Source organism: Erwinia sp. PsM31 (assembly GCF_030433775.1).
GTDB lineage: Bacteria > Pseudomonadota > Gammaproteobacteria > Enterobacterales > Enterobacteriaceae > Erwinia > Erwinia aeris.
The window spans coordinates 39722-53912 of the sequence record NZ_JARUWZ010000018.1 but is presented as its reverse complement, the minus strand read 5'-3'; the positions used below and the strand labels follow the sequence as shown (position 1 = coordinate 53912).

Genomic DNA, 14191 nt, shown 5'->3' with positions numbered 1-14191 from the left:
CTGCGCATGACAATGGCGGAACATAAAAATCAGGACGTGCTGAATCAATTTATGTGTGGATACCGCAGCGTTGCAAAAAGATTTGCGGCGCTGGCCGAAGAAACAGGCTCCTGCTGGCGAACAACCAAAACCAGTAGCGCTCACGCTTTTTTTAGCACCTGCGCTACACGGCAACATAAAAAATCAGGCGATGGCAGCCCGGCTCAGCAAGCTGATTTTCCTGCGGCCCATGCCTTTCTCAGCTATTGCCCGGCGTAATAATGCCCCGACGCAGCATGGCCTGCATTATTGTGGCCTGCCAGTGCTGGCTTGTTGCTTCCGGCGAACTGGCGTTCAGACTGCCGGCCAGCCGCATGGCACACTCCTGGGTAAACTGCCCGCGCCCGGTTAACTGGCTGTTATGGTGCAGAAATTCGAGCTGACTGTTAACATCCAGCCTGTCGAAAATAACGCTGACCAACCGGTCCCGCACTTTTTGCGGCATTTCCTGCCAGGCTTTATCCGGCACCGCCTCTTTAAGCACGCCCATGCCGCGGCTGATATGGCTGTCGGAAGCCGCCAGCAGATGATCGGTGCCGCGCCGCCGCGTTTCGGGATCGTCGCTCCACATATCTTCAAGGCTCAGCTCACAGCGTAATCTGACCGCCTGTTCACGACCCGTACGGGAAACGCCGGGCATGCCGGAATCGATAAATCCCCCCAGCAGTTCATCCAGCGCCTGACGATCGTCCGAGTAGGCCACTTCCTCCGTCAGATCCTCACTGCTTATCAGGTGGTTAAGATACCCCACAATCGAAGCCACTTTATTCAGCGTGAAGTTTTCAGGAAGGGCCGCCGTAGCGCGCAGCTCCGCGACGCTGGCTTCATTTCTTTGTTGATTACTGATTACCGGAGCGGCATTTTTCCCCGCCTGGCGCAGCTTTTCGCTGAAGGGCCTGTCGTGCAGCGAACGGCGCTGCTCCGGCGTCAGGGAATCATTAACCAGCTGTTTTGCCAGATGCAGAGCTGATCCAATAGTGAGAGAAGGACGATCCAGCTGCATTTCCCTGCTCAGCATCCAGTTTCTTTCAATGCTTTCAGGTTTCGTTTCGCTGCCGTGACTGAGACGCAGCATTCTGTCGTCATAACCCGGCAGATTACCTATCGAGCTAATCGTACTTTCGGTAAAGCCAAAGGAGCCGCGGGCGCGAATCAAATCACTCTCTACAACCTCAGCAGGACTGTACGACCAGCGCTGCGCCTTCCCTGAATTTGCGTTCAATTTAAAGCTGGGATAGCGCGCTTCCGGTTCGAGGCTATAGGTGTTCAGCATGGAAAAAGGCTTATCGGTATCGTGACCAGCAAAACGGCCGTGCCCGTTTTCACCATTAAAACAGTGTTGAGCAATAAAGTTACCGTTATCAATGGACTGCTGTAGCATTTTTGGCTCATGCCTGATGGCTGCATGAGTAATGTGCGTAAGGAGCTGGCCTTCACCATGATGAAACCAGTTCTGGCTGGCCTCGTAATGGCGAAACCGCTTTTGTAGGGCTTCGTTTCCCTCTGTTTTCGCGCCCACCAGCGTCAGGCTCCCTCCCAGCACTTTGGTTGCGCCCAGATTGCCGAACTTTTGATGGCTTTTGCACAGGAATAAGCGGAGTTCATTATTGGCTAACGCTTCGCTAAAGGTCCCCATTAGCGCCTTCATTTCTCCTTCTTTTTCAATGGTGGTGTCGATAACCACGTTAAGCGGCTCCGCTTTATTTTTGCGGTTTTTCATCTCCTGCCCGATGCCCTCAATCATATCCTGCAAAGACCAACTGTGTTCGGGTTGACTGTTGTGGGCGACAAAGCTGTCGCAGAAAGAGGTGTAAAACGCAGGCGACTGCTTTTGCGGATCGGCCAGCTTGCCGAAGCTGTCCGCATACTCCTCGGCCTCGTAATAGAATTGCGTGCACTTTTCCCCGTTCTTCAGGGGCGCTAATCCGCTGCGGCTGGCGATCAGGGCGGCCTCAAGGGCTTCCGTAAGCGCCTGCATTCCTGAGGATAACAAGAAAGGTTCGATCGGATTGAGCTGCATCGCCTGCTGCGGCGGCAGCGCTTCGCGGATGCGCTGCGAAGCGTACGCCTTAAAGGCGTTGGCCTTGTACGGGCTTATGGCGCCCAGCAACACCTGCATTTCCTCCATCAGCGCCCGGTGAGCGTTGCCGAATCGGGTGCTGTCCGTAGCCAGCGCGGGCATGGCTTCGGCAATAAAGCGGATGCCCTGCAATCCCTGCGCAACCAAAGGATTTTGCTGATGACGCTGGGCCAGCTGCGGGTAGCTGAGTATGCGGGTAAGTTCGTCGATCATATCCGCATCCGCCCGGGCCAGCACGCTGGTGCTGAGCGAGTCAGGTATCTTTCTCAGCTGCGTAACCGGCCCCTGGGCATGAGGAGAGCGAAGCGCCGCAACAGTCAGGTGATTCTGTACTCGCGGGTCGTTGATGAAAGGCTGCTGCTGTGCGCCGACGGCGTTCCGGGCCACCTGATAAGCCGAAGGACGGGCGCCGAATTTATCAGCGAGTAAATCCAGCGCTTGCCAGTCATCCACACTGTCGCAGCTGATGGCAATAATACCCGGCGCGACGGCTTCCTGTTTTAACGGCCCGTGCCCGGGATGCTGGGCCTGGAAACGTTTAACAATTTTATCCGTCATAAATTCGCTGTTGATAAACAGACGCTGCTGCTGCTTCGCCTGCGGATAACGCAGCTGGTAGAGCTGGTGGCACAGATTGAGGGTTTTTCCCGAAGGCGCCATACGCTGATAGTAGCCATTCATTTCATGCCCGATCTCCAGCTTGCCGAACGGGACTTTACCGCTTGTTTCATCATGCGCAAACCCCAACCCATACTGCGCGGCGGCCACCTGCCCGCCCGGAGTAGCGTTCAATTGCGCGCACCGCATACGCTTCCAGGTTTGCGTTCCCAAAAGATCAGCCGTGGCCGCTTTTTCATAGCGACGCTGGCCCAGCATATGCTGATGCAAATCAGCGCTGAACGTGCCGGGCGCGGCTTCGAGATCGTCCTTTGCCCGGATCTTATTAACCTGCTCTTCAAGCTCAGTAACCTGTTGTTGCAAATGTAAATTCGCCGACCCACTATCCATACTGTGACGACGCCCGCCAGGCCGCCCGGCCTGGTGAGCCTCTCCGCTGCGCAACGGCGTAGTGCTTTCCTCACGTAACCTGTTTCCCTGGCTCGGGTTTTGGTATGGCCTTAGCTGGCCGGAAACGAATTTCATAAGTTCACCTTATTTTCTAAAGCGCTTTAGTGGCGACGTGAAACTTATGGTTCCTTACAACGATTGCTCCGCCCGGGTTGCTGGCCATTCCATTATTTTACGGGAACCGTTGACGCGTTAAGGACACTAAAGCCCCCTCATATCACATCACTTTTATTGAGGAAGACGCGTGCAGGTTAATCGTTCAGGCATATCGGCGCCCGCTCTGGCTACAGAGCAGAATAAACAGGCAGCCTCTGCAACCCGCCATTTACAAGGGCCGCTAAACGGCTTGCATCATGGCGCGGCTGGCATTAAAGGAAGCGTTGCCCCTGACAACCTTCGGCAAGGATTGTTGGGGATGGGACAGGTCGCCTTGCTTAAAGGAGATAATCAGCAGATGGAGACAGGCGGATGCGGCCCCTGTATTGGCGTAGGCATCACTTATCGTTCTCGTGACGGGGAAACAAGCGGGTTGCTTGCTCATCTGCAACCGGAAGCGGATATCAAAGATTTTGCTGCCAACGTCCGCCAGGCGTTCGACGATCATTTTGAATCTGAAATTAATCTCACGCTGGCTACCGTTCTCGACAAAGATCCGGCCGTTGCCGACCAGCAGCAAACCCGTTTAGCAGCGCTTCAGCAAAATCTCAGGTCGCAATATGATTATCTGGATCTGGACGACGATAACGTCCATGTTTCTACCGCGCACTCTGCGCTTTCCGTCGATCTGGCAGCCAATGAAATAAAAACCAGCCAGGAGACAAAAAAGGATTTCAGCACCGCTGATATGGACTACATGCGCGATCATATGCTGAATGACAGCAGGACGCTGCGCTACTTCACCGAGCCATCCGGGCAGCATTAATAACGCGCGATTAAAACTTTTCGGGCGTGCTGTATGGGCGCGTCCCAATTTATGCTGCATCAGCCATAACGCTGTCACACAGATGTTTAAACATACTGGCTGAAATAAAGGGATGTTCGGATTGCCTGAGCATTTATATTTTTCGCCGCAGAGGAGAAGTACGCTATGCCGTTACCCGCCATCCACCGCATTGTTACCGGACACGACGCCAAAGGAAAATCAACGATTTATAGCGAGGGTTCGCTGCCTTCGGTCATTGAGACGGAAGCGATCCCGGGGCTGATTTTTCACGAGGTCTGGGAAACGTCGGCATCGCCCGCGCCGGTTAATAACGATCCGGATCCCACTAGCGGACCGGTAATGCACAACGCGCCAACCAACGGCACGCGTATTCGCTTCGTCGATCTGCCGCCTGATGCCTCTTATCTGGATCAGGAAGATAACCGCATTAAAGATCTTTTTGAACAGGTTAACTATACCGACGGGCTGACGGTAAAAGCCGATTCGCCCCACCCCATGATGCACCGCAGCGAGGCGGTCGATTATTGCGTGATCGTACACGGCGAAGTTTATCTTGTGCTTGATGACTCAGAGGTGCTGCTCAGGCCCGGCAGCGTAGTTGTACAGCGGGGCACTAATCATGCGTGGTCCAACCGATCGCAGGAGTCCTGCCGTATCCTGTTCGTTCAGCTTGATGGTCGTTACGACCCGGCTCTGGCGGCACAACTGGCGGGTAAATAATGTAGGTTACGACCCGGCTGCAGCGGCCCAACTGGCCGGGAAATAATGTAGTTAAGGCTGCCAGAGATATTTTACGGCCAAAGTGGCGATATTTGTAGGCACTGGAATTTGTATTCGTGATGCGGGCAGTCTTAACGATGATACTGCCCGCCATGCTGATATTCCAATTGCTTTTCAGACCGGTTTCCGCCGGGGCGATAACGCCCATATGTTAGCGCGATGCCTCCCGCCAGCCGCCGCCCAGCGCGGCGATCAGCTGCACGCTGGCGACCCACTGCGTGCTTTGCAGCGCCAGCAGGCTCTGCTGCTGGCTCAGGCTGCTGTTTTCAGTGGTGACGACATCCAGATAGTCAATCATCCCCGCTTCATACTGGTTACGCGTGACGCGGGCCGACTCCTGCGCCGCCGAGGTGGCGTTTTGCTGCGCCACGATTTCGTTTTGCAGCGTATGCAGCTCCACCAGGTAGTTTTCCACCTCCTCAAAGCCGGTCAACACCGCCTGGCGATAGCTGGCCACGTCGGCGTCATAGGCCGCTCTCGCCTGCTCCACTTTCGCCGAGGTGGCGCCAAAGTCCAGCAGCGTGCCGCTGAGCGACGGCCCGAGCGACCAGACGCGATTCGGCAGCGACAGCAAATTATGCAGCGCCGAGCTGGTAAAGCCGCCGGTGGCGCTCAGCGTAAGGTCGGGATAGTAGCCTGCGATCGCCACGCCAACGGCGGCATTGGCCGCTGCCACAGTGCGTTCTGCGTAAGCGATATCCGGGCGGCGCTCAAGCAGCGTCGAGGGCACGGCCTGCGGGATGGCGGGCAGCGTGGCGGTCATCGCTTTCGTTACCGGCAGGCTGAATTCCGCCGGCGTTTTACCGAGCAGGATAGCGATAGCGTGTTCGGTTTGCGCCCGCTGCCAGCTGAGGTCGAGCGCCGAAGCCCGCGAGGTTTCCAGCTGCATTTGCGCCTGCGCGAGCGTGGCGCGAGACTCGCTGCCGGCCTGATATTTATTCTCAATAATAGTCAGGTAGCGCTGATAGGCCGCGACGCTTTCCTGATACAGCGCGATCTGCTGGTCCATAATGCGCAGCTGGAAATAATCCTGCGCCAGCTCGGACTGGGCGCTGAGGGTGATATTCGCCAGCTCCGCCTCGCTTGCCTGCGCGCTGGCTTTGTTCTCTTCCAGCGTACGCCGCAGCTTGCCCCAGATATCCACTTCCCAGCTGGCGCTGGCCTGTAGCGAATGGCTGTCGCTGGCGGTGCGCTGGCCCGTGCCCGTGGAAGCGCTGCCGCTGCGCGTTGAGGAACCGCTGTAGGTCGCACCGGGCAGAAGGTCAGAGCGCGCTTCACTGACCAGCGCCCTGGCCTGGCGATACTGCGCTTCATACTGCGCCACGTTCTGGTTTGAAACGGCAACCTGCCGCAGCAGACCGCTCAGCGTATCGTCGTGATAGACCGACCACCAGTCGCCTTTGCTTTGTGCATCCTGCGGTGCGGCCTCGCGCCAGCCCTGCGCTTCTTTATAGTGCGCGGGCACGTTCACCGCCGGACGATGGTAATCGGGGCCGACGGCGCAGCCGCTTAACAGCAGCGCCAGAAAAACAGGCGCGAGCCTGGAGCTTGTCCTTTGCCCGGACAGAAACGGTAATTTTTTCATTGTCATTATTTAAGCTCTGAGGCGCGCCCACTGACGTTTAGCGGCGCGGCTGGCACGATCGAGATAGAGGTAAACCACCGGCGTGGTAAACAGCGTTAACAGCTGGCTCAGCGCCAGGCCGCCAGCGATGGCCAGGCCCAGCGGACTGCGCAGATCGGCATCGCCGCCGCTGCCCAACGCCAGCGGCAGCGCGCCGAAAAAGGCGGCCAGCGTGGTCATCATAATGGGCCGGAAGCGCATCAGGCAGGCCTGCACAATCGCCTGCTGCGGCGTCATGCCCTGCTTGCGTTCCGCCGCCAGCGCGAAGTCGATCATCATAATGGCGTTCTTTTTTACGATGCCGATCAGCAGCAGAATGCCTATCAAGGCGATCACCGTCAGCTGCGTGCCGGTCATCAGCAGCAGCAACAGCGCGCCAACGCCTGCGGACGGCAGCGTGGAAAGGATGGTCAGCGGATGAATATAGCTTTCATAGAGCATCCCCAGCACGATATAGACGGCCGCCAGCGCGGCAAGGATCAGCCACGGCATGGACGCGGTGAGATCGCCAAAGGCTTTCGCCGTGCCCTGGAAACCGGCCTGAATATCGCCCGGCAGCGCAATTTTCGCCATCGCGGCTTTAATCAGTACCGAAGCCTGCTCCAGCGAAACGCCGTCCGCCAGGTTAAAGGCAATCGTGCTGGTGGCCGACTGGCCCTGATGCGCCACCGACAGCGGCGCGTTGGCGCCGCTGAAGCGGGCGAAAGCCGAAAGCGGCACCTGGTCGCCGGCATCGTTAATCACATACAGCTTGTTAAGCGTTTCCGGATCGCGCGTCCACGTATCCTGCAATGACATCACCACATGATACTGATTCAGCGTCTTGTACAGCGTGGCGACCTGGCGCTGCGCAAACGAATTATTCAGCAGCGTATCGACCATCTCCACGTTGACCCCCAGCCGTTTGGCGCGGTCGCGGTCGATCGTGACCATTACCTCCTGGCCGCCGGTTTGTGAGTCGGAATCGACGCTGGTCAGCTGTGGGATCGCCTCCAGCGCGGCCTTGACCTTCGGCGTCCAGACACGCAGCGTCTCCAGATTGTCAGCCTGAAGGCTGTACTGATAGCTGGCGTTGGCGCTGCGGCCGCCGATATGAATATCCTGCGCCGCCATCAGAAACAGCTCCACGCCCGGCACGTTGCGCGTTTTGCCGCTCAGCCGGTTGGCGACTTCCGTCGCCGTCGCGTCACGTTGGTCGAAGTCTTTCAGATGCACGAAAAAGTTGGCGGTGTTGCGCGAACCGAACGCGCCGCTGCCCATTGACGACATCACGCCGTCCACCGCCGGATCCTGCTGGATCAGTCTGGCGAACGCCTCCATTTTCGGCTTCATCGCCTGGAAAGAGACGTTTTGATCGGCGCGCAGCATCCCCATCAGCAGACCGGTATCCTGATTGGGGAAAAAGCCTTTCTGCACCACCGAATAGAGAAACAGATTGAGGATCACCGTCAGCATCAAGCTAAACAGCGTCAGCCGCTGATGGCGCATCACCCAGTTCAGCCCGCGGGCGTAGGCGGCCAGCAGACGATTAAGGCCGTTTTCGATCCACTGATAAAGCGGATGCGGCCGCGCGGTGACGCCGGGTTTACGCTTCAGCAGCCGCGAACAGAGCATCGGCGTGAGGCTGAGCGACACCAGCATAGAGATAATCAGCGAAACGGTCAGCGTCACCGCAAACTCGCGAAACAGGCGGCCAACGATGCTGCCCATCAGCAGGATCGGGATAAACACCGCCACCAGCGACAGCGTCATCGACAGCACGGTAAAGCTCACCTCGTTCGCGCCTTTCAGCGCGGCGCGCACCGGGCTTAATCCTTCTTCGATATAGCGCGTGATGTTTTCCAGCACCACGATGGCGTCGTCCACCACAAAGCCGGTGGCGATGATCAGCGCCATCAGCGACAGGTTATCCAGGCTGTAGCCGAGCAAATACATCACCGCGCAGGTACCCACCAGCGAAACGGGCAGCGCCAGCGCGGGAATGGCCACCGCCTGCAAATTGCGTAAGAAAATAAAGACCACGCCAATCACCAGCGCGATAGCGATCAGCAACGTTTCTTCGGTGTCATAAAGGGACGCGCGCACGTTGGGAGAGCGGTCAACCACGATTTTCAGCGAGACGTCGGCCGGCAGGTTTTCCTCCAGCGCCGGCAGCTGCGCTTTGATGGCATCAATGGTTTGCAGCATATTGGCGCCCGCCTGGCGCGTGACGCCGATCATCACCGACGGCGAACCGTTGAAGTAGCCGACGTTGTACTGGTCCTCTACCGAATCGTAAACGGTGGCGACGTCGCTGAGGCGGATAGCGCGGCCGTGCTGATAGCTGACCACCAAATCGCGGTACTGCTTTGCGCCGTCCAGCTGGCTGTTGCCGTCAATCACCCAGCTCTGGTTAGCGCCCTGCAACATCCCTTTCGGCAGATTGCTGGTGCTGTTGGCGATGGCGGCGCGCACCGTATCCAGCGAGATCCCGGCATGGGTCAGCATTTGCGGCTGTAGATCTATTCTGACCGCCGGCAGCGCGCTGCCCATCAGCGAGACGTCGCCGACGCCCTGCACCTGCGCGATTTTCTGGTCGATTTTGCTCTCGGCGATATCGTACAGCTCGCCCTTGGAGCGAGTGGTGGACGTCAGCGCCAGCATCACGATTGGCGCATCGGACGGGTTGGCTTTGCGATACGTCGGCAGCGACGGCATACTGCTCGGCAGCAGGCTGCGTGAGGCGTTGATAGCCGCCTGCACATCCCGCGCCGCGCCGTTGATGTCGCGGGTCAGCTCAAACTGCAAAATGATATTGCTGGAGCCCTGCGAGCTGCTGGAGGTCATCTCGGTAATGCCCGCGATTTGCCCCAGCGCGCGCTCCAGCGGCGTGGCGACCGTGGCCGCCATCGTCTCCGGGCTGGCGCCCGGCAGGCTGGCGGAAACCATAATGGTCGGGAAATCGACCTGCGGCAGCGGCGCGACGGGCAGCAAACGATAGCCCAGCGCGCCCAGCAGCAGCAGCGCCAGCGTTAACAGCAGCGTGGTAACGGGCCGGAAGATAAAAAAGCGCGTAATCATTTAGCCGCCCGCATTCTGCGGCGTGCCCGCCCGGCCAGGCGATCGAACCACAGGTAGATCACGGGTGTGGAGAACAGCGTCAGCACCTGGCTGAAGATCAGGCCGCCGACAATCACCAGCCCCAGCGGCTGACGCAGTTCAGCGCCCGAGCCGGAGGCCAGCATCAGCGGCAGCGCGCCAAGCAGCGCCGCCATGGTGGTCATCAGGATCGGGCGGAAGCGCAGCAGACAGGCCTGATGGATCGCTTCCCGCGGGCTGAGGTGCTGCTTTTTCTCCGCATCCAGCGCAAAGTCGATCATCATAATCGCGTTCTTTTTCACAATGCCGATCAGCAATATCACCCCAATCAGCGCAATCAGGCTGAATTCCGTGCCCGCCAGCAGCAGCGTCAGCAGCGCGCCGACCGCCGCCGACGGCAGCGTGGAGAGAATGGTCACCGGATGAATAAAGCTTTCATAAAGAATGCCCAGCACCACGTACATGGTCAGCAGCGCGGCCAGGATCAGCCACAGCGTGTTGCCGGTAGCGTTCTGGAAAGCTTCGGTTTCGCCCTGATAGCGCAGCGTCATGCTGGACGGCACCTTCAGGCTTTGCTGCGTCTCCGCTATCGCCTTTTGCGCCTCTTCCAGCGAGTAGCCGTCGTTGAGATTGAACGAGACGGTCACCGCCGGGAACTGGTTCAGCCGCATATGCACCAGCGAGCCGATGCGCTGATGAATGGTGGCGACTGAGGTCAGCCGCACCATGCCGCCGCTGCTGGTTGAAGAAGCGCTGTCAGACGAGCTGCTGTCGGTATCGCTTGAGGTGCCGCTGCTCGTGGAGGTGGTCGAGGACGAAGCGGCAGCCGCCAGCCAGATGTCGTTAAACGAGGCCGGAGACTGCTGATACTGCGGCGCGACCTCCAGCACCACCCGGTACTGATTCGACTGGGTAAAAATGGTGGAGACCAGCCGCTGGCCGAAAGCGTTATACAGCGCGGTATCCACGTCGGCGGCGGTAATGCCGTAACGCGCCGCCGCATCGCGGTTCAGTTCGACCCAGGCGACCTGCCCCTGATCCTGCAAATCGCTGACCACCGAGCTGAACTCCGGCCGTTTTTCCAGCGCGGCCACCAGCTTCGGCGTCCAGGCGACCAGGTTCTCGCTGTCGGCGTCGTCCAGCGAGAACTGATAGCGATCCGGCGTGACCCGATCGTTGACCGTCAGATCCTGCGCGGCCTGCATATAAAGCTGAATGCCCGGCACGCTGCGGGTCGCCTGTTGCAGTTCGGCAATCACCTGGTCGGCCCGCTCGTCGCGCTGGTCAAACGACTTCAGGTTGATTTGCAGCCGCCCGCTGTTCAGGCTGGTATTGTTGCCGTCGATGCCGATAGTGGAAGAAAGACTCGCCACCGCCGGGTTCTTCAGCACGATAGCCGCCAGCTGCTGCTGCCGCTTCGCCATTTCACCGAAGGAAACGTCCTGAGAGGCGACGGTCACGCCCTGGATCAGTCCGGTATCCTGCGCCGGGAAAAAGCCTTTGGGAATAACCAGATAGAGCAGCGCGGTCAGCGCCAGCGTCGCCAGCGCTACCAGCAACGTCAGGCGCTGATGGTTAAGCACTATCGTCAGCAGGCGATCGTAACCGGCCACCAGCTTATCGAAGAACTGACCGCCCTTGCGGTAAAAGCGGCTCTGCTTCTCTTCCGGGATATGGCGCAGCAGACAGGCGCAAAGCATCGGCGTAAGCGTCAGCGAAACCAGCATGGAAACCAGAATCGACACCGCCAGTGTAATGGCGAACTCGCGAAACAGCCGTCCGACCACGTCGCCCATAAACAGCAGCGGGATCAGCACCGCAATCAGCGAAAAGGTCAGCGAGATAATGGTGAAGCCAATCTGCGCCGAGCCTTTCAGCGCCGCCTCCATCGGCGTTTCGCCCTGCTCCAGCCGCCTTGAGATATTTTCCACCACCACGATAGCGTCATCAATAACGAAACCGGTGGCGATAGTCAGCGCCATCAGCGACAGGTTATTCAGGCTGAAGCCCGCCAGATACATCACGCCAAAGGTGCCGACCAGCGACAGCGGCACCGCCACGCTCGGGATCAGCGTCGCCGCCACGTTGCGCAGAAACAGAAAGGTCACCATCACCACCAGCGCAATCGACAGCATCAGCTCAAACTGCACGTCGCTGATGGAGGCGCGAATGGTCTGGGTACGGTCGGAGAGGATCTGCACTTTTACCCCGTCCGGCAGCGCGGCCTGAAGCGTCGGCAGCTGCTTTTTAATGTTGTCCACCACCGCAATCACGTTGGCGCCGGGCTGGCGCTGGACGCTAATCACAATCGCCGGGCTGTTGTTGGCCCAGGCCGACTGATAGCTGTTTTCCGCCGCCTCTTCGATATGGGCGATATCCTTCAGCCGCAGCGCCGCGCCGTTCTGATATGTAAGGATCAGGTTGCCGTATTCCTCTGCGGTGCGCAGCTGGTCGTTGGCGTCGATGGTTATCGAATGGTATTTGCCGTCGAAACCGCCTTTCGAGCCGTTGACGTTGCTGTTGCTAATCAGCGTATTGACGTCTTCCAGCGTCAGCCCGTGCGCCGCCAGCGCTTTGGGATCCATCTGCACGCGGATAGCGGGCTGATGGCCGCCCGCCAGCGTCACCATGCCGACGCCGGAGATTTGCGACAGCTTCAGCGCGACGCGGGTGTTGACCAGGTCCTGGACTTTAATCAGCGGCAGCGTATCCGAGCTGGCCGCCAGCGTGATCACCGCCGTATCCGCCAGGTTCACCTTTTTATAGGTTGGCGGATTAGGCAAGTCGGAGGGCAGCAGGCTGTTGGCGGCGTTGATGGCCGCCTGCACTTCCTGCTCCGCCACGTCCAGCGACAGATCCAGCGAGAACTTCAGCGTGATCACCGACGAGCCGCCCGAGCTGCTGGAGGCCATCTGGCTCAGGCCCGCCATCTGCCCGAGCTGCCTTTCCAGCGGCGCGGTAACGCCCGATGCCATCACGTCCGGACTCGCGCCCGGATAGAGCGTGGTGACCTGAATGGTCGGATAATCCACCTGCGGCAGCGCGGAGGTAGAAAGAAACTTATAGGCGAAAACGCCGGAGATCAGCACGCCGATCATCAGCAGGATAGTGGCGACCGGACGCGCGATAAAAATGCGGGACGGATTCATTGCGCTTTCGCTTTGTCGCTGGCGGCCGGAGTTTCATCAGCCGTAACCACAGTGACTTTGCTGCCGTTGCTTAGCCGATCGATGCCTACGGTAACGACCTGCTCGCCCGCCTTCACGCCTTCGGTAATCGCCTGCTGCGTGTCGCCCAGCGTCGGCCCGGTTTTCACCGCGCGGCGCGTAACCGTTTTATCGCTGCCGATCACGTAGACGAAGCTGCCGTCGCTGCTGAGCTGCAACGCCTGCGCCGGGATCACGGTCGCCTGCTTCAGGGTGCCGGTTTGCAGCCGCAGATCCACAAACTGGTTGGGATAGAGCGCCTCGTCCTGATTGTCGAACAGCGCTTTCAGCTCGACCGTGCCGGTAGCGGTGTCGATCTGGTTGCTGATAAACCGCACGCTGCCGGAAGCCAGCGCCTTATCGCCATCCTGATCGAACGCGGTTGCTGGCAGCGTCTGCCCGTTGTGCAGCGCCTTAATCAGCGTGGGAATGTTGCTTTGCGGAACGCTGAAAGTTACGGCGGCGGGCTGCATCTGGGTAATGGTCACCAGGCCGGTGGTGTCGCTGCTCTGCACCATATTGCCTTCGTCAACCAGGCGCAGGCCAACGCGCCCGGAAACCGGCGCGGTGATGCGTGTAAATTCAATATTCAGCTTTGCCGAGGCGATTTGCGCCTGGTCGGCTTTGACCGCCCCGCGATACTGCCCCACCGTGGCGGCCTGCGTATCCAAATCCTGGCGGGCTAAAGAGTCCTGTGCATAGAGTTTGCGGTAGCGCGCCAGCGTCAGCTCCGCGCTTTGCAGCAGCGCCTGGTTCTGGCTGAGATCGCCCTGGTACTGCGCCAGCGTGGCCTCATAGCTGCGCGGATCGATCTGCGCCAGCAGCTGGCCGGCTTCGACCTGCTGCCCTTCCGTAAAGTAAACCTTCATCAGCTGCCCGTCCACGCGGCTGGTAACAGTAACGGTAGCATTAGGGATCACCGTGCCGAGCGCGGTCAGGTAAACCGGTACGTCGGCGGTGGTAACCAGCCCGGCGTGAACCGCTACCGGGCCGGCCATCATCATGCCGGGGCCGCCCGGCCTGCCCGCGCCGCTGCCGTGCGGCCAGAAACGCCAGACCAGCAAAATGGCCAGAATAATAAGAGCGGCAAGGATAAGTTTGCGACGGAAGGGTTTTGCTGTTGTAGAGGTCATGAGGCTCAGTCGGATCAAATAAAACAAAGAAGCGGCAGCATCTCGTCACCGCCAGAAAAAAGCAGGTCATCTGACCCGGCGGTATTATGATTGAGCAGGCTGATTAAATTCCATGCTCAGAACGTAAGGTTTCCGTTAAGGGTGGTTTACAAGTCTCAGCCGTCGAATTCAGACCGCCGCGTTATTGCCATCTGCCGTCAGGGCGTAGGCATTTTAAGCACGGGCGAAAAAAAAGCTGGC

The 14191-nt window shown here is 58.9% G+C and carries 8 protein-coding genes; 3 read left to right on the top strand and 5 right to left on the bottom strand.

Translation table 11 applies throughout. The annotated features are described in order from the left end of the window. Positions 1–6: 6 nt before the first annotated feature. The gene (locus QCD69_RS14580; protein ID WP_301252537.1) at positions 7–258 is read left to right on the top strand and encodes a hypothetical protein; all 252 of its coding nucleotides are present in this window, start codon (positions 7–9) and stop codon (positions 256–258) included. On the opposite strand, the gene QCD69_RS14575 is transcribed toward QCD69_RS14580, so the two are convergent. Further along, positions 239–3262 (bottom strand): hypothetical protein, encoded by a 3024-nt coding sequence (locus tag QCD69_RS14575; RefSeq protein WP_301252536.1) that lies wholly within the window; start codon positions 3260–3262, stop codon positions 239–241. The two genes, QCD69_RS14580 and QCD69_RS14575, sit on opposite strands and share 20 nt — an antisense overlap. Before the next feature lie 379 nt (positions 3263–3641). On the opposite strand from QCD69_RS14575, the gene QCD69_RS14570 reads away from it, so the two are divergent. Beyond that, complete coding sequence (locus tag QCD69_RS14570; RefSeq protein WP_253458725.1) at positions 3642–4109, top strand: hypothetical protein; 468 nt, start codon at positions 3642–3644, stop codon at positions 4107–4109. A gap of 165 nt (positions 4110–4274) precedes the next feature. Continuing rightward, positions 4275–4850, top strand: coding sequence for a cupin domain-containing protein (locus QCD69_RS14565; RefSeq protein WP_253458721.1), 576 nt, complete (start codon positions 4275–4277; stop codon positions 4848–4850). Between the two features lie 211 nt (positions 4851–5061). Here the strand turns inward: QCD69_RS14565 and QCD69_RS14560 are convergent, their stop codons facing one another. From QCD69_RS14560 to QCD69_RS14545, 4 genes are read right to left on the bottom strand one after another with little or no spacing between them, the layout of a single operon-like run. Next, entirely contained in the window at positions 5062–6495 is a 1434-nt protein-coding gene (locus tag QCD69_RS14560; RefSeq protein ID WP_301252534.1) for an efflux transporter outer membrane subunit, read from the bottom strand. A gap of 9 nt (positions 6496–6504) precedes the next feature. After that, a complete protein-coding gene (locus QCD69_RS14555) occupies positions 6505–9594 on the bottom strand; it encodes a multidrug efflux RND transporter permease subunit (RefSeq protein WP_301252532.1) in 3090 nt (1029 codons plus the stop codon). Beyond that, entirely contained in the window at positions 9591–12761 is a 3171-nt protein-coding gene (locus QCD69_RS14550; RefSeq protein ID WP_301252530.1) for an efflux RND transporter permease subunit, read from the bottom strand. Before QCD69_RS14550 ends, QCD69_RS14555 begins: the two co-directional genes overlap by 4 nt. After that, complete coding sequence (locus QCD69_RS14545; protein WP_253458708.1) at positions 12758–13951, bottom strand: MdtA/MuxA family multidrug efflux RND transporter periplasmic adaptor subunit; 1194 nt, start codon at positions 13949–13951, stop codon at positions 12758–12760. Before QCD69_RS14545 ends, QCD69_RS14550 begins: the two co-directional genes overlap by 4 nt. Positions 13952–14191 lie beyond the last annotated feature (240 nt).

Bases quoted from the DNA above. Each gene is read 5' to 3' on its own strand.
- QCD69_RS14565 (WP_253458721.1), top strand. From the start codon at position 4,275: ATGCCGTTACCCGCCATCCACCGCATTGTTACCGGACACGACGCCAAA.
- QCD69_RS14560 (WP_301252534.1), bottom strand. From the start codon at position 6,495: ATGAAAAAATTACCGTTTCTGTCCGGGCAAAGGACAAGCTCCAGGCTC.
- QCD69_RS14575 (WP_301252536.1), bottom strand. From the start codon at position 3,262: ATGAAATTCGTTTCCGGCCAGCTAAGGCCATACCAAAACCCGAGCCAG.
- QCD69_RS14550 (WP_301252530.1), bottom strand. From the start codon at position 12,761: ATGAATCCGTCCCGCATTTTTATCGCGCGTCCGGTCGCCACTATCCTG.
- QCD69_RS14580 (WP_301252537.1), top strand. From the start codon at position 7: ATGACAATGGCGGAACATAAAAATCAGGACGTGCTGAATCAATTTATG.
- QCD69_RS14570 (WP_253458725.1), top strand. From the start codon at position 3,642: ATGGAGACAGGCGGATGCGGCCCCTGTATTGGCGTAGGCATCACTTAT.
- QCD69_RS14545 (WP_253458708.1), bottom strand. From the start codon at position 13,951: ATGACCTCTACAACAGCAAAACCCTTCCGTCGCAAACTTATCCTTGCC.
- QCD69_RS14555 (WP_301252532.1), bottom strand. From the start codon at position 9,594: ATGATTACGCGCTTTTTTATCTTCCGGCCCGTTACCACGCTGCTGTTA.